Annotated in this window: 11 protein-coding genes; 8 read left to right on the top strand and 3 right to left on the bottom strand. The window is 71.0% G+C overall.

What is annotated here, in order from left to right; translation table 11 throughout:
• The 5 genes from SACSA_RS22740 to SACSA_RS22735 all read left to right on the top strand — a co-directional run.
• Window positions 1-1365, top strand: a 1365-nt coding sequence (locus SACSA_RS22740; protein ID WP_019816313.1) for a pyridoxal phosphate-dependent decarboxylase family protein, incomplete at its 5' end; no start/stop codon positions are given.
• The gene (locus SACSA_RS0112715) at window positions 1362-3188 is read left to right on the top strand and encodes an IucA/IucC family protein (protein ID WP_019816312.1); all 1827 of its coding nucleotides are present in this window, start codon (window positions 1362-1364) and stop codon (window positions 3186-3188) included. The genes SACSA_RS22740 and SACSA_RS0112715, both read left to right, overlap by 4 nt.
• Window positions 3189-3262: 74 nt before the next feature.
• Window positions 3263-3757, top strand: coding sequence for a GNAT family N-acetyltransferase (locus SACSA_RS0112710; RefSeq protein WP_019816311.1), 495 nt, complete (start codon window positions 3263-3265; stop codon window positions 3755-3757).
• A complete protein-coding gene (locus SACSA_RS0112705; protein WP_019816310.1) occupies window positions 3754-5076 on the top strand; it encodes a lysine N(6)-hydroxylase/L-ornithine N(5)-oxygenase family protein in 1323 nt (440 codons plus the stop codon). Before SACSA_RS0112710 ends, SACSA_RS0112705 begins: the two co-directional genes overlap by 4 nt.
• A gap of 343 nt (window positions 5077-5419) precedes the next feature.
• Window positions 5420-6343 carry a DMT family transporter gene (locus SACSA_RS22735; protein ID WP_019816308.1) on the top strand — a complete coding sequence of 308 codons (924 nt, stop codon included), beginning with the start codon at window positions 5420-5422 and terminating at the stop codon, window positions 6341-6343.
• A gap of 91 nt (window positions 6344-6434) precedes the next feature.
• On the opposite strand, the gene SACSA_RS22730 is transcribed toward SACSA_RS22735, so the two are convergent.
• On the bottom strand, window positions 6435-6683 hold the full coding sequence (locus SACSA_RS22730; protein WP_198009057.1) for a hypothetical protein: 249 nt from the start codon (window positions 6681-6683) through the stop codon (window positions 6435-6437).
• Between the two features lie 361 nt (window positions 6684-7044).
• Between SACSA_RS22730 and SACSA_RS0112685 the strand changes: the two genes are divergently transcribed.
• Both SACSA_RS0112685 and SACSA_RS0112680 read left to right on the top strand, forming a co-directional pair.
• Window positions 7045-8535 carry an FGGY-family carbohydrate kinase gene (locus SACSA_RS0112685; protein ID WP_019816306.1) on the top strand — a complete coding sequence of 497 codons (1491 nt, stop codon included), beginning with the start codon at window positions 7045-7047 and terminating at the stop codon, window positions 8533-8535.
• Between the two features lie 52 nt (window positions 8536-8587).
• Complete coding sequence (locus tag SACSA_RS0112680) at window positions 8588-9502, top strand: NAD-dependent protein deacetylase (protein WP_019816305.1); 915 nt, start codon at window positions 8588-8590, stop codon at window positions 9500-9502.
• A gap of 157 nt (window positions 9503-9659) precedes the next feature.
• Here SACSA_RS0112680 and SACSA_RS0112675 read toward each other — a convergent pair whose 3' ends face one another.
• Both SACSA_RS0112675 and SACSA_RS0112670 read right to left on the bottom strand, forming a co-directional pair.
• Entirely contained in the window at window positions 9660-11771 is a 2112-nt protein-coding gene (locus SACSA_RS0112675; protein WP_028661826.1) for a PQQ-dependent sugar dehydrogenase, read from the bottom strand.
• Between the two features lie 358 nt (window positions 11772-12129).
• Window positions 12130-14022, bottom strand: a complete 1893-nt coding sequence (locus SACSA_RS0112670; protein WP_019816303.1) for a DUF2075 domain-containing protein — start codon at window positions 14020-14022, stop codon at window positions 12130-12132.
• A 351-nt stretch (window positions 14023-14373) separates the two neighbouring features.
• On the opposite strand from SACSA_RS0112670, the gene SACSA_RS0112665 reads away from it, so the two are divergent.
• On the top strand, window positions 14374-15042 hold the full coding sequence (locus SACSA_RS0112665; protein WP_028661825.1) for an esterase/lipase family protein: 669 nt from the start codon (window positions 14374-14376) through the stop codon (window positions 15040-15042).
• Window positions 15043-15068: the final 26 nt, after the last annotated feature.

Genomic DNA, 15068 nt, shown 5'->3' with positions numbered 1-15068 from the left:
ACGCTGCCCGAACACGGAGTCGGCGCGGACGCCGCGTTGCGCAGGCTCGCCACCACGCTCGCCGAGTTCGGGGTCGACCTGTCCGACCCGCACGCGGCGGCCCACCTGCAACCGCCGCCGCTGTCCGTCGCGGTCGCCGCCGACGCCCTGGCGGGCGCCGGGAACGCCTCCCTGGACACCTACGACTCGGCGGGCTCGGCGCTGGCGGTCGAACGATGGGTGGTCCGGGCGCTGACCCGGCTGGCAGGCCTCGGAAGCAGGTCCGACGGCGTGCTCACACCGGGTGGGTCGCTGTCCAATCTGCTCGGGCTGCTGCTCGCGCGCGACAGCGCGGCACTGGCGCGTGGTGTCGATGTGCGCGGCGACGGCGTGGCCGCGCTGGCGAGCCCGGTCGTGTTCTGCTCCGAGCTGGCGCACTTCTCGGTGCACCGCGCGTGCGCGGCGCTCGGTGTGGGGGAGCGGGCCGTGCACCCCGTCGCGGTGGACGCCCGGTACCGGATGCGTCCGGACGCCCTGCTCGCCGCCGTGCGCGAACTACGCGATCGGCGCACTCCTGTCGCGATCGTCGCGACCGCGGGCTCCACCGACTTCGGTTCGGTCGACCCGCTGCCGAGGTTGGCCGAGATCGCCGCCGAACACGGGATCTGGCTGCACGTCGACGCCGCCTACGGTTTCGGTGCCCTGTTCTCCGACCGGCTCGCGGACCGGCTCGCCGGCCTCGAACTCGCCGACTCGATCACCGTCGACCTGCACAAACTCGGCTGGCAACCGGCGGCGGCCAGCGCGTTACTGGTGGGCGAGGCCGGGCAGTTCCAGGCTCTCGACCGCACCGTCACCTATCTGAATCCGTCCGACGACAGCGACGCGGGCTACGACGGTCTGCTGGGACGCAGCCTGCAAACCACACGCAGGCCGGACGCGGTCAAGGTCGCGGCGACCCTGCTCGCCCACGGTCGCAGCGGGCTCGGCCGGATGGTCGACACCTGCCACGACCTCACCGCGCACGCGCAGCGGCGGATCGAGGCCGAACCCGAACTGGAGCTCGTCGCGGGCGCCGAGCTGACCACCGTGGTGTTCCGGTATCGCGGTGACGGACGCGCCGGGGCGGACCGGCTCGACAGGATCAACGGGGCGCTCCGGCGGCGGCTGCTCGAATCGGGGGAGGCGCTGATCGGGCGCACCACCGTGGCCAGGGCACGACGAACGCGCGACGCCGCACCGGCCGAGGCGGAACACGACCAGGTCTGCCTGAAGTTCACCCTGCTCAACCCGGCGGCCACCCCGGACGACATCGACGAGCTGATCGACCGGGTCCTGCGCGCGGGCCGGTCCGGTATCCGGGAGAGTGAGGAGGAGGTGCGATGACCGCCACCAGCCCGGGACATCCGAAGGCGGACCCGGACCCGGTACCGGGGGGCGCGGCCGGGCCGGGATCGTGGGCCGACGATCCCCTGCACAGCCGGGACGCCCGCGCCTCGGCCGAGCACGCCCACCTGGAGGCGCTGCTGCGCTGCTGGCTGACCGAAACCGCGCGCCGGGTCGAGGCGGGTCCCCTGCGCCTGGCGCTGCCGGCCACCGGTCTCACGCTGGTCACCGACGTGCGGCACTGGTCGCCGACCGGGTGGCACCGGTTCGGACCCGTGCGCGTCGAGGGGCCGTCCGGACAACTCGGTCCCCGGGCCGATCCGGTCGTCGCCACTGCCGTGCTGGCCGCCGAGGCTGCCGCCGACGGCGGGGCACGCGACGGTGGCGTGCCTCCCGGGGAAGTGGCCGCCCTCGTCGAGCGGACGGCCGAATCGGTGCGCAGGGTGACCTCGTTCGTGCGGCACCGGCGCGAGGGCCCGGTCCCGGCCGAGGCCGTCGACGGTTTCCTCGACGCCGAGCAGGCCCTCGTCCTCGGCCATCTGCACCATCCAGCGCCCAAGAGCCGTGACGGGCTCTCCGACCACGAGTCGGCGCTCTACTCGCCCGAGCTGCGCGGATCGTTCCGCCTGCACTGGTTCGCCGCCGACCCCGCGATCGTGTCCCACGACGCCGTCGCGGGCGCCGTGGCGCTCGGCGGGCGCGACACCGTGCGCCTGCTCGCCGACCTCGCCGAGGACGGCCCGGACGACGGGCGGGTGCTCGTGCCCGCGCATCCGTGGCAGGCCCGCGATCTGCTCCACCGGGACAGGATCGCCGCCCTGGTGGACGCGGGGCTGCTGGAACCGCTCGGCCCCCTGGGCCCGGAATGGTGGCCGACCTCCAGCGTGCGCACCCTTTACCGTCCGGACGCCGAGGTCATGCTGAAGGTCTCCCTCGGACTGCGGCTGACCAATTCGAGGCGTGAATCCACCCGCACCGAACTCCGGCGCGGCGTGGAGGTCAACCGGCTGCTCGACGCGGGGTATGCGGACAGCACGTTCGCCGCTCACCCCGGTTTCGCCATCACCAGGGACCCGGCCTGGCTGGCGGTGGACGAGCCCGGCCGCCCGCAGGGCCCCGAGGTCACCGGGCTCGACGTGGCCGTACGGGAGGTTCCCGACGGGATCGGCGGGCTGCGCTGCCTGGCCGGGCTGGTCGCGCCGCGGCCGGGCGAGGGTCCCAGCAGGCTCGCCGAGCTGGTCCACGCCTGGGGCGATGCCCAGCGGTGGGTCGCCGACTATGCCGACAGGGTGCTCGCGCCCATGCTGCACCTGTACGCCTCTGCCGGCATCGGCCTGGAGGCGCACCAGCAGAACACCCTCGTGCGCCTCGACGACCGGGGCGGGGTCACCGGTGCCGCCTTCCGGGACAACCAGGGCTACTACCTGGCCGCCTCTCACGAGTCACGGGTGCTCGGCCTGCTGGGCGGGGAGCCGTCGACGCTGGCGGTGGTGGCCGACGAGGTCGTGGACGAGCGGCTGTCGTACTACCTGCTGCGCAACCAGGCCTTCGCTGTGGTGGGCTGCCTCGCCGTGGACGGGCTGGCGGCCGAAGCGGACCTGCTCGACGTCCTGGCCGACCGGCTGAGCGCGGCGCTGCCGGAACTGGCCGAGGCCGGACCCGACGGCGACCGGTTGGCTCGACGCTGGCTGCGCGCGCGTTCGCTGCCGTGCAAGGGCAACCTGCTGACCCGGCTGCACGGCATCGATGAGGTGCTCGCGTCACTGGACACGCAGTCGGTGTACCTCGACGCGCCCAACCCGCTGCGGGTGATGCCGCGATGACCGCTTCCCCGGCCACAGGACGACCGGTCGGGCCGCCGCCCGTCCCGGCGTTGCCCACTCCGTGGTCCGCGCGCGTGGCTTCCGCCGAGCAGGACTCGCCCCTGATCCACCGGTGGATGGCCGAACCACACGTCGCGGCGTTCTGGAAGCAGGATTGGCCGCTGCCGCGCTGGCGCGCGGAGATCGCACGGCAGGTGGCCGGAACGCATTCGCTGCCGTGCCTGGTCGCGCACGACGGCGTCGACGTCGCCTACGTCGAGGTCTACCGGGTGATGCGGGACCGGCTCGCCGACTACGTCACGCACGACGCGCACGACCTGGGCGTGCACCTCGCGATCGGGGAGCGGCGTCGTACCGGACGAGGGCTCGGCACGGCGCTGCTGGCCGCCCTCGCGGAGAGCCTGTTGGAGGCCGAGCCCGGCTGCGCGCGCATCGTCGCCGAGCCGGACGTCGGCAACGGCGCGTCCCTGGCCGCGTTCCGGCGTGCGGGATTCGTCCCGGCCGGGACGGTCGAGCTGCCGGACAAGACGGCTGTCGTTGTGACCTACGAGCGGAGGAGCCCGCGATGAGCAGCACGCCGGAGACCGAGCACGATGTGGTGGCCATCGGGTGCGGGCCGTTCAATCTGGGACTGGCCGCGCTCGCCGACGGGGTGGACGATCTCGACCTCGTGGTGTTCGAACAGCGACCGGAGCTGCGCTGGCATCCGGGGGTGATGTTCGACGACGCGCAGCTGCAAGTGAGCTTTCTCGCCGACCTGGTGACCCTGGTCGAGCCGACGCATCCGTTGTCGTTTCTGGCCTACCTGCGGGACATGGACCGCATGTATCCGTTCTACGTGCGGGAACGGTTCCACCCAACCCGAAGGGAGTACGAGGACTATCTTCGTTGGGCGGCATCCAGACTCGACACCGTCCGTTTCGGCCACCGGGTGCGGTCGGTGAGCTGGGACTCCGGAGGACAGCGGTTCCTTGTGGAGGTTGAGCGCGCCGGATCGGGTACGCGCACGACCTCCGCACGGAATCTCGTGCTCGGCATCGGCACCGAACCGGCGCTTCCCGAAGCGCTGGGCGAACTGCCCGCTGACCGCGTGCTGCACACCGCCGACTACCTGGACCGCAGCGCCGAGGTGGCCGGTGCGGGGCAGGTGACAGTGGTGGGGTCCGGCCAGTCGGGCGCGGAGGTCGCCCTCGACCTCTTGCGGCGCAACCGCGCCGGGGGGCCTGCCGTGAACTGGCTGACCAGGACCGAGTCGTTCGCGCCGCTGGACTACACGAAGCTGGTGCTGGAGATGACCACTCCGGCCTACGTGGACTACTTCCACGGATTGCCCGCGCCGACGCGCGACGAGCTGGTCGCTCGGCAGTGGCGGCACTACAAGGGCATCTCGGCGGACACGCTGGAAGAAATCCACGACGAGCTCTACCGGCGGGAACTCGACGACGGACCGGCCCCGGTACGGCTGCGCTGCGGGGTGGCGGTCGAAGGCTCGACCGTCGACGACGGCACCGGCGAGGTCGTGCTGACCTGTCACCAGCGGGACACGGGAATCCGGTTCGAGCACCGCACCGACCTCGTGGTCGCGGCCACGGGATACCGGCAGCGCGTTCCCCGGTTCCTCGACCCGCTCGAACGACTGGTGCGCCGGGACGAGCGGGGGCGGTACCGCGTGCGACGGGACCACTCGGTCGAACTCGACCCCACCGTCTCCGGCCGGTTGTTCGTGTCGAACGCCGACCTGCACAGCCACGGTGTCGCCGCGCCCGATCTGGGAATCGGGGCCTACCGCAACGCCACCGTGCTCAACGCGGTCGCGGGCCGGGAGGTCTTTCGCCTGCCGAAGAACACTGCCTTCACCAGTTTCACCACACCGGCGCGCGAGGGGTGAGCGCTCCGGGTCTTGCCCAGGCGGCCACGAGCCGGGCCGCGGTGCCGGACGGTGCGCACGGCAGCGCCCGGACCGCTCAGCGCGGGTGCGTCGTGCCGACCGCGGCGCGTTCCGCCGCGGAGGTCCGGATCAGCTCAGGCACCCGGTACCGGCGCCGCTCACCGTGAACGGACGATCTCGCGGTGGACCTGCGCGTCGAGCCCACGCTGGTACGGTTCGGACTGCGGCACGTCCGGTACCTGCCAACCGCGACGTTCGGACATTTCGGCCGCCCGGACGACGGAGTCCCCTGGGAGGACGTCGCCCTGAGCACTGACCTACGGAGGCTTTCGAAGGTGGAGTGATGAGCGCAGCGCCCGGACACACCCGCTCCGGTGCGCTCGTGCTCGGATTCGGCGGTGTGCTCGGGTTCAGCCTGACCGTGCCGGTGACGCAGTACGCTCTCCCGGCCTTCGGGCCTCAGCTGGTCGGTCCTGGCCGTGCGCTGGTGGCGGCGCTGGTCGCGGTGCCACTGCTCCTGGCCCGGCGATGGCCCCCGGTTCCGCCACTGCGTCACCTGCCCTCGGTGGCCGTGGTGGCGGTCGGTTCCGTGATCGGGTTCCCGTTGTTGACCGCGCACGCGCTGACGACCGTGTCGGCCGGGCACGCCGCGGTCGTTCTCGCGCTGTTGCCCGCCGCGACCGCCGTCATGGCGGCGGTGCGAGCCGGGGAACGGCCCGCCGGTGCGTTCTGGTTCTGGTGTCTGCTCGGCACGGCGCTCGTTGCGGGTTATCTGGTGTCCCGGGCGGACTCCCGGTTCGGGGTGGGCGATCTCGAACTGCTGGCGGCGGTGGTGCTGTGCGCGCTCGGCTACGCCGAGGGCGGAGTGCTTTCGCGCACGCATCCGGGCTGGGTGGTCACGTCGTGGGCGCTGGTCATCGGGTCGCCGCTCGTGCTCGGTCTGGTCCTGGCGGTGGGGATTCCGGCGCGGTCGACGATCACCGTGGGAGCGCTGGCCGCGTTCGCCTATCTCGCGGTGGGCAGCTCCTTGCTGGCGTTCTTCGCCTGGTACCGGGCGCTGGCGCTCGGCGGCATCGCGACGGTGGGACAGGTCCAGCTCCTGCAACCGGTCCTGACCATCGGGCTGGCCTGGATACTGCTGGATCAGCCTCTCGACCCGGTGCTGATCGGAGTGGGAGTGCTCGTCGCGCTGGCCGTCTACCGTGCGCAACGCACGCGCCGTCCCGCGGCGGAGACGCGGCCTACGGACGAGCAGGCGCGGGGCTGACCGGGACCCGGCCACACCACCTCGTCACGGCCGGGTTGGCCGTCGGACACGATCCCCTGCGGCGTCGACACCCGTGCCGACGTCCGGATCGTCACCCATGGACGGCGGCGGCCCAGCGGTCGAGCAGAATCGGCAATCCAGTGTACTTCCAGAAGTGCAGCGAGACGTACCCGTCGCTCATGCCCGACCCGGTGGCCAGTTCTTGCCGGTACACCGTGTCGTCCCGCTCCACGATGTCGTCCAGGTCGACTCCCACGGTGTCCGCGAAGGCCCTCTCGAAGAGGCGGCGAGCGGTGAAGAAGTCGGACGGCAGCTCCACGCCGCGCAACCGTTCCCGCATCGCCTCCCACACCCGAGGATCGCCTCGCAGGCCCCACCTCTGAGGTCGGCGAGCGAACAACGCGTCGACAGTCATTCCACCTCTCCGGAGTCGCCTGGCCGCGAGATTCTATGCGATCACTCCACGCGGAGCCCACGAACGCGCGACGACGTGCCTCCGAGGGAGGAGGTGTGGAGCGGGCACCGGCAGGAAGGCCAGTACGGGAACGGCCGGGTGGTCGTGTGCGGCCAGTGCTGCTTCACCCCAGCCAGCGGGGAGTGACCGAGCGCCCCGTGTCTCGCCGGGCGCGTCGCACCGGTGCCCACGGCCCGGTTTCCGGCGCCGCTTGTCTGAGTAATCGATTTCCGACACGATCCCGGGCATGCGACGGCGTGTGTTCCTCGGTGTGGACATCGGCACCTCCAGCAGCAAGGGCGTCCTCGTCGGTCCCGGCGGCGGGATCGTGCGCACGGCCGTGCGCGAGCACACGGTCGACCGGCCGGGCGCGGGCCGCGTCGAGATGGACGGCGAGCGGTGGTGGACCGAGTTCGTCGAGCTGGCCTCGGAACTGACCGCGCCCGCCGACGTCGAGGTCGCCGCGGTCGGAGTCAGCGGCATGGGCCCGTGTGTCCTGCTGACCGGGGACGACGGCACTCCGCTGCGCCCGGCCATCCTCTACGGTGTCGACACCCGTGCCGAGGCGCAGATCGAGGCGCTCAACGACGAACTCGGCGCCGAGGCGATCTTCGCCCGGACCGGGTCGATGCTGTCGAGCCAGGCGGTCGGGCCGAAGCTGGCCTGGGTGCGCGACAACGAGCCGGAGGTCTTCGCCAAGGCGCGCCGGATGTTCGTGCCGAGTTCGTGGCTCGCCTACCGGCTCACCGGCGAGTACGTGCTCGACTACCACTCGGCGAGCCAGTGCACGCCGCTGTTCGACACCGTGGACGCGACCTGGTACCGCCCGTGGTGCGACCACATCGCCCCGGACCTCGAACTGCCGAGCCTGCGCTGGCCCGGCGACCGCGCGGGCGTGACGCTGGGCGAGGTCGGGGGAATTCCCGCGGGCGTTCCGGTGATCACGGGAACGATCGACGCGTGGTCGGAGGCGGTCAGTGTCGACGCCCAGAACCCGGGCGATCTGATGCTCATGTACGGCAGCACGATGTTCTTGGTCAACACCACCCGGGAACGCCTCACCACGCCCTCCATGTGGGGCACGCTGGGCGCTTTCCAGGGCACGCGCAACCTGGCGGGTGGCATGGCAGCCTCCGGCTCGATCACGTCGTGGGTGCGCGAGCTCACCGGCGGTGCCGACTACGCGGCCCTGCTCGCCGAGGCGGAGGCGTCCGGACCGGGAGCGGGTGGGCTGCTCGTGCTGCCCTACTTCGAAGGCGAACGCACGCCGATCTTCGACCCCCGGGCGCGGGGCGTGATCGCGGGCCTGACGCTGCGCCACACCCGGGGCGATCTCTACCGGGCGGTTCTCGAGGCCACGGCGTTCGGGGTACGGCACAACATCGACGCCCTGCGGCGGGCCGGTGCCGACATCGAGCGCGTGGTGGCCGTCGGCGGTGGGACCCAGGGCAGGGTGTGGACGCAGATCGTGTCGGACGTCACCGGCCTCGCGCAGGTCGTGCCCACCGTGACGATCGGGGCCAGTTACGGTGCGGCGTTCCTCGCCGCGGGCCTCGTGGAGCGGCCGAGCATGGCCGAGTGGAACCCGGCGGCGGAGATCCGCTCGCCCGATCCCGCGACCACCGCCCTCTACGACGAGCTCTACCAGCAGTACCTGGCGCTCTATCCGGCCGGCCGCGACGTGCTGCACACACTCGCCGCGCACCAGGAAAGCCGGACCCGTGACGGAGCTTCATGATCACCGGCCTTGTGACGTGCGCGCGGGAGCGAGTTCTCCGTACTCTGGACTGATGCGGACGCGGCCCACGCTCACCTGGACGCCGACCGGGGTGCCCGCGCCCCGGACCACGGAGCTGGACGAGGTCGTGCGGGTTCTCGGCCGCCGCGGTGTCGTCGTACTCAGCGGCGCCGGGCTCTCCACCGAGTCCGGCATTCCGGATTACCGGGGGACCGGCGGAACCCTGCGGCAGCATTCGCCGATGACCTACCAGGAGTTCGTCGGCAGCGCGGAGAGCAGGCGCCGGTACTGGGCGCGCGGTCACCTCGGCTGGGCCGTCGTCGCGCGGGCGCGCCCGAACGCCGGGCATCGTGCGGTGGCGGCGTTGGAGGCCGCCGGGTACGTCTCCGGTGTCATCACCCAGAACGTCGACGGCCTGCACCAGGCGGCCGGGGCCACCGCGGTGACCGAGCTGCACGGCAGTCTCCGTCGTGTCGTCTGTCTCGACTGCGGCCGGATGAGCGCGCGGGAGGCACTCGACCGCCGGTTGCGTGCGGCGAATCCGCACTTCCACGCCGACGCGACGCGGCTGAACCCCGACGGTGACGTCGATCTGCCCGAGCGGATGGTGCGAGAGTTCCGGCTCGTCGCGTGCGTGGCGTGTGGGTCGGAGGCGCTCAAACCGCACGTGGTGTTCTTCGGTGAGAACGTACCGCGTGCGCTGGTGGACCAGTGTTATCGCATGGTCGACGAGGCGAAGGCGGTGCTGGTGCTCGGCTCGTCGCTGGCCGTCATGTCGGGTCTGCGGTTCGTCCGCCGCGCGGCCACGGCGGGTAAGCCCGTGCTGATCGTGAACCAGGGCGAGACCCGGGGTGACCCGCTGGCGCGGGCGCGGGTGGATCGGCCGTTGGGGCACGCGCTCACCGAGCTCGTGGCCCGGCTCGGCTGCGCACTGCCCGAGGGCGTCGCGGACCCGGCCGCGTCCTGAGCACAGTCGTGCGCACCCGCCCGCGCGTGGGTGCGCACGACTGTGCCGGCTCACTCACCGCCGATCAGCGGCGGCGGCGAGTGAGCCGGCCTGGACACGCCGGTGGCGACGCGCCGTGGGTCCCGGGTGCGTGCCCCGGGACCCACGGGCGCACACCTCAGTGCGCCGGTTCGAGCGCGATCTCGGCGCTACCGGAGAGCGCGGGAACGCCCTCGGCACCGGGGTCGGTGTAGGTCGCGTTGAACACGGCGGCGAGATCGTCGTACTCGGGGTCGTGTCCTTCCGGGACCGTGGTCTCGATGGAGCCCGTGCACCCGGAGGCGGTGGTCTGCGGGTGGCCGTGCTCGTCATGGCCGAGCACGTAGGTCACCTCCACTCGCGAACAGTCGACGGGCTGGTCATCGGTCACGGACACCTCGTACTCGACGACGTCGCCCCAGTCGAACTGAAGATCCTCGCTGGGTGTCACGAACTCGACCCGCGGTGCGGCGTTGCCGACGATGACCTCGACCTCGGCCGAGGCCGACCGGCCGCGGTGCTTGCCGCCGACGTCGGTGACGTTCACCGTCGCCCTGTACACGCCGTTCTTGATGTAGGTGTGCGTCGGGTTCGGCTCGCGCGAGTCGACGCGGCCGTCGGCATCGAAGTCCCACTCGTAGCGCAGCCGGTCACCCTCGGGGTCTTCCGTGCCGTCGCTGGAGAACGAGACGGTCAGCGGGGTCGTTCCATTGGTGACGTCGGCCGACGCCTGCGGGATGGGCGTGTGGTTGCCGTTCTCGCCGATGTGGTCGATGCGCGCGAGTTGCGCCTTCGGGTTCTCGGCGAAGTAGCCCTTGCCGTAGTCGAGCACATAGAGCGCGCCGTTCGGGCCGAACTCCATGTCGATCGTGCCGGAGAACTCCGTCGACGGCAGCACGTCCTCAATGGAGGACACCTCGCCGTTTCCGCCGAGGCGGAAGCCCTTGACGTAGTCACGGGTCCATTCGTAGAACAGCGGCATGCCGTCGTAGTACTCCGGCCACGCCACGGGATTGCGTCCGCGGGTGGCGGCGGGGTCGAAGTCGTAGGCCGGGCCGGCCATCGGTCCGATGCCGCCGGCCTCCAGCTCGGGGAAACGCGGCGACTCGTCGTAGCCGTACCACACCTCGGGCTGCTCCACCGGCGGGAGTTCGGTCAGCCCGGTGTTGTGCGGGGAATCGTTCACCGGAGCCGAGCAGTCGAACGGCTCGCCGGACTCGCCCGTGGCGAAGTCGTAGTCGACATAGGGCATGTCCGGCGTGACGCAGTAGGGCCAGCCGTGGTTTCCGGCGTCCCGGGCGACGAACCACTTGCCGTGGCCCGCGGGACCGCGTTCGGGGTCGGCATTGCCCGCGTCCGGCGAGTAGTCGCCGACGTAGAGGTCGCCGTTGTCGTTGACCTCGATCCGGAAGGGATTGCGCAGCCCCATCAGGTAGATCTCGGGGCGGGTGCCCGGAGTCCCCGGTTCGAAGAGGTTGCCCTCGGGGATGGTGTAGGAGCCGTCGGCCTGCACACGGATGCGCAGCACCTTGCCGCGCAGATCGTTGGTGTTGGCCGAGGTGCGCTGGGCGTCGAACGCCGGGTTGCGATCGGCGCGCTCGTCGATCGGGGCGTAGCCGCCGGACTCGAACGGGTTGCTGTCGTCGCCCGTCGAGAGGTACAGGTTGCCGTCGCCGTCGAAGGTGATGTCCCCGCCGACGTGGCAGCAGATGCCGCGGTCCTCGCCGATCTCAAGGATGCGCTGCTCGGAGGACAGGTCCAGCGTGGTGCCGTCGAGCTGGAACCGGGACAGGCGCGCCACGCCCTCGAACGGCTCGAAGTCCGACGGGTCGCCGGTCGTCGGCGCGTCGCCCTCGTTGACGTCGGGTGTCGACGGGTCGTCCACAGGGGTGTCCATCGGAGGGGCGTAGTAGAGATAGACCCACCGGTTGTCCCGACCGTCGAACCCGGGGTCGACGGCCACGCTCTGCAAGCCCTCCTCGTCGTGCCGGTAGACGTCCAGCTCGGCCGCGAGCGTGTTGAGCCCGGTGCTGGGGTCGTGCAGCCACACCTCGCCGGACCGGGTCGTATGCAGGACGCGCTCGTCCGGCAGGACGGCAAGGTCCATCGGCTCGCCGGGGTGGTCGTTGAGCGTCACCTTCTGGAACGCGCTGTCCGCCGGCGGGGCGGGATCGGCCGTCGCGGTCGCCGGTGTGACGACCAGGGCCGTTCCCGCTGCGGCAACCAGTGCCACCATGCGCCGTTTTCGCATGGTCACCTACCTCTCATCACAGGGTTCGGTGGCGGTCGTTGTCGTGTTCGAAGGACCCGGCCGGGCGGCGCGGAACCTGCCCTCGGGTCCGTGGTCCAGCTCGGAACGGCAGGTGTGGACCACCCTGCGTCGAGTCCGTGTCACGCGGTGACTCCTGCCTTCCGATCCAAGGCGCGCAGACACGCGAGGGCCGCGGGCGTCCCGCACCGGTGCTGTCGCCGACTGGAACGGTAAGCGGACTTTTGATCACAGTCAACGTAAAGATGTTCGCGCCGACCGTAAGCGTCGGGCATGGTGCGCCCGGCTCCCACGGCCGCAGCATGCCGGGCGGTGGTGTACGCCGGTGCTCCGGCACTGGTCAGCGCGTGATCTCGACGAGGAACTCCTGAGTCTCGGGATCGGGGGAATACACGCAGACTCCCCGCATGCCCCGGGTGAGCAGCACCTTGTAGGTGTTGCGGATGAGGGCGGCGAAGTGGAGTTCACCGGCCTTCCTGACGGCGGGATCGTGCGAGTGGTCACGCCGCGCGACCCACCGTCCGTCACGCCGGACGAAATCGGGTCCGATGATGACACCGGCCCAGTCGTACTCGAACCCCTGAGCGGTGTAGATGCAGCCCACCTGGTTGAAACCGCGCTCGTCGGAGGCCCAGTAGTACGACTCCGGCGCCTCGGGTACGCGTGCGCCGGGCTTGGCGTTCCACGGCCGCGTCCAGCCTCCGATCACCACGTCATCCACCAGTCGCTTGCCGCCCTCGGTCGCGACTGGATCGCTCCAGGGCCAGCAGTAGCCCGCCGCGAGACGAGCCGTCCCCCCGTGTTCCTCTGCCTGGGCGCGCAACCAGGATTCCATCGCCTCGGGTGACGCGGCGCTGGTGACCACGAAGTCGTCGTCGAGCGGCTCGGCGAGCCGGCTCCAGGGCGTCGGCGGGAGTGGCTCGAGGCCCAGCATCCGGGCGACCCAGGTGTCGAATTCTGCCGACCCGCCACACCGGAACTGTCCACGCAGGTGGACGACTTCGATCGCACAGCCTTTCGCTTCGGCCGCCGCCGTGATCTCTTCGAGTGAGCCCATCTCGCCGGGTCGCACGACCTGGTTCTCGTCAAGGAAGAAGACCGGGACCCAGGCCACGTCGATCAGCTCGTCGATCTGGCGACCTGCGCGCTCGCGGACCTCCTTGCGGGTGTAGCGGTTGACACTCGTTTCGCGGATGCGGTGTGCCTCGTCGCAGATCAGCACGTCGAGGTCCCGCGCACCGGCCGTGGTGTAGTTGTTGAAGTACGTGAACAAGGCTTGCACCCGGCGGTCGCGTCGACCGGCGATCTTGCGGATGGTCCGCGTGAACGCGCTGGACCCCGTGGCATGGTGCACGGCGCGCCCGCTCCTGGCCAGATCTCCGACGAGGCTCAGCGCGATGGCACTCTTGCCCGACCCGGGGCCGCCCAGGACGACGACGACCGTCCTCGTGTTCGCGGCGCGGGCTTTGTGCACCGACCTCCGCACGATCTCGTGCGCGACCTTCTGCTCGTCGAGCAGGACGAACTGCTCGCGCTCCTGGATCTCGCGGGCCGCGAGGCTGAGCAGTGGCTTCGAGGGCGCGTGGTGGAAGGTGAGGAAGTCGTCCGCGGCGGCACGCGCCGCGGCCCGGTCGCCGTCGGGGTCGAGCGCGGCGTGCAGTTGCGCGACGAGTTCGGCCTTGTCGTCCAGTGTGACGAGGCGACCGTACTCGCTCGGGGTGTACTGCTTGAGCGGAGCGATGTTGGAGCCACGCGCGTTGTGCAGGTAGGCCAGCCCCCGGACAAGGTGCGGCCGCGCGGCCAGCGCGGGAGTCGAGTCGACCAGGTACTGACAGTAGCCACGCACCTGCTCCACCGGGTGCAGCACCGGCTCCGGACCGTAGCCCGCGACCTGTACGAGATCGTGTGCGACGTGCTCGACCCGGGACCACTGCTTCAGCTCGACGAGTACGTAGCTCGGCTCCCCGGTCCCCGGATGGGTGCCGCACAGCACGGCGTCGACTCGTTTCGGGCTGTGTGGCAGCTTGTGTTCGAGAAGGACCTCGACGTGTCCGAGCCCGGCATCGACGAGATCGGCCATGAGCACGGGCAGGCTGCGCTGCCATGCACGGACTTCGCCGAGTCCCACCCGTGCCTCGAGCTGGAAACCGGCCTGCTCGGAAAGCAGGTGGTGCAGTCGATCGGCCTTCGCCTCGTCGAGCAGGTTCTCCGCGTTTCGGCGGACGAGCGCCACTTCCAACCCCCACTGGGCACGCGTGATCCACGCGCGGGTGGGGGCAGCGACGAAGTAGCCACTTCGGTGCCCGTCGGGCCGCGAACTTGTGCGACCAGGCTACGGGGTGCGGCCGCCGAGGCCGCGTGCGGGTGAGCGGTCCACCCTGTGTTGTCCGCGCCACGGGCCTCCCCGCTGTCGTCGCGCACCGGGCCCACGACGAACAGAGTGCGCTGATCACTCGTGGTTCCGACGACTGAGACCAACAGGTGAAAGGCGCGTTCCGTGCGCAACACGGCGCGTGTGCCGTCGTTGATTCAGGTCACGAGCACAGTCCCCTCGCCGATGCGGGGCGCACGAGAGGAACACGGCATGCGTCGTTCACGATGGGTCCCGGCCGCACTACTCGCCCTTCTGGTGCCACTGGCGATGCCCGCCGCGGCCACGGCTGCGGTGTCCGAGCGCGAGCCGGTGATCTTCGTCCACGGCTGGAACAGCAGCAGTGCGGGCTGGGCGGAGATGGTCAGCGATTTCCAGGCCGACGGCTACGCCGACGCCGAGCTCCTGGCCTGGGACTACGACACCCGTCAGTCGAACACCGTGACCGCGGAGGAGTTCGCCACCGTCGTCGACGACCTGCTCGCCGACACGGGCGCGAGCGCGGTGGACGTCGTGACGCACTCCATGGGCGGGCTCAACACGCGCTGGTACCTGACATTCCTCGGCGGCACCGAGAAGGTCGACGACTGGGTCTCGCTCGCCGGTCCCAACCACGGCACCGCGACCGCCGACTTCTGCTACGACACGTCCTGCCGGGAGATGCGGCGGGGCTCGGACTTTCTCACGACCCTGAACGACGGGGACGAGACCCCGGGCGCCACGACCTACGGCACGTGGTGGTCGTCCTGCGACGAGATCATCATCCCGCAGGAGAGCACGATCCTGGACGGCGCCGACAACACGCGGACGGCGTGCCTGAGTCATTCCAGCTTCCGCACCGACGACACGGTCTCGGCGCAGGTGCGCGACTTCGTGGCCTGACCGGGCGGAACCGGACCCACGGTGGT

Origin of the sequence: Saccharomonospora saliphila YIM 90502 (assembly GCF_000383795.1) — a bacterium.
GTDB classification, from domain to species: Bacteria; Actinomycetota; Actinomycetes; order Mycobacteriales; family Pseudonocardiaceae; genus Saccharomonospora; species Saccharomonospora saliphila.
The sequence above is the reverse complement of the archived record's forward strand: the minus strand, read 5'-3'. Positions and strand labels throughout refer to the sequence as shown.

Excerpts from the sequence above, each read along its gene's own strand:
- SACSA_RS0112680 (WP_019816305.1), top strand. The coding sequence starts at position 8,588 with ATGCGGACGCGGCCCACGCTCACCTGGACGCCGACCGGGGTGCCCGCG.
- SACSA_RS0112715 (WP_019816312.1), top strand. The coding sequence starts at position 1,362 with ATGACCGCCACCAGCCCGGGACATCCGAAGGCGGACCCGGACCCGGTA.
- SACSA_RS0112685 (WP_019816306.1), top strand. The coding sequence starts at position 7,045 with ATGCGACGGCGTGTGTTCCTCGGTGTGGACATCGGCACCTCCAGCAGC.
- SACSA_RS0112665 (WP_028661825.1), top strand. The coding sequence starts at position 14,374 with ATGCGTCGTTCACGATGGGTCCCGGCCGCACTACTCGCCCTTCTGGTG.
- SACSA_RS22730 (WP_198009057.1), bottom strand. The coding sequence starts at position 6,683 with ATGCGGGAACGGTTGCGCGGCGTGGAGCTGCCGTCCGACTTCTTCACC.
- SACSA_RS22735 (WP_019816308.1), top strand. The coding sequence starts at position 5,420 with ATGAGCGCAGCGCCCGGACACACCCGCTCCGGTGCGCTCGTGCTCGGA.
- SACSA_RS0112705 (WP_019816310.1), top strand. The coding sequence starts at position 3,754 with ATGAGCAGCACGCCGGAGACCGAGCACGATGTGGTGGCCATCGGGTGC.
- SACSA_RS0112675 (WP_028661826.1), bottom strand. The coding sequence starts at position 11,771 with ATGCGAAAACGGCGCATGGTGGCACTGGTTGCCGCAGCGGGAACGGCC.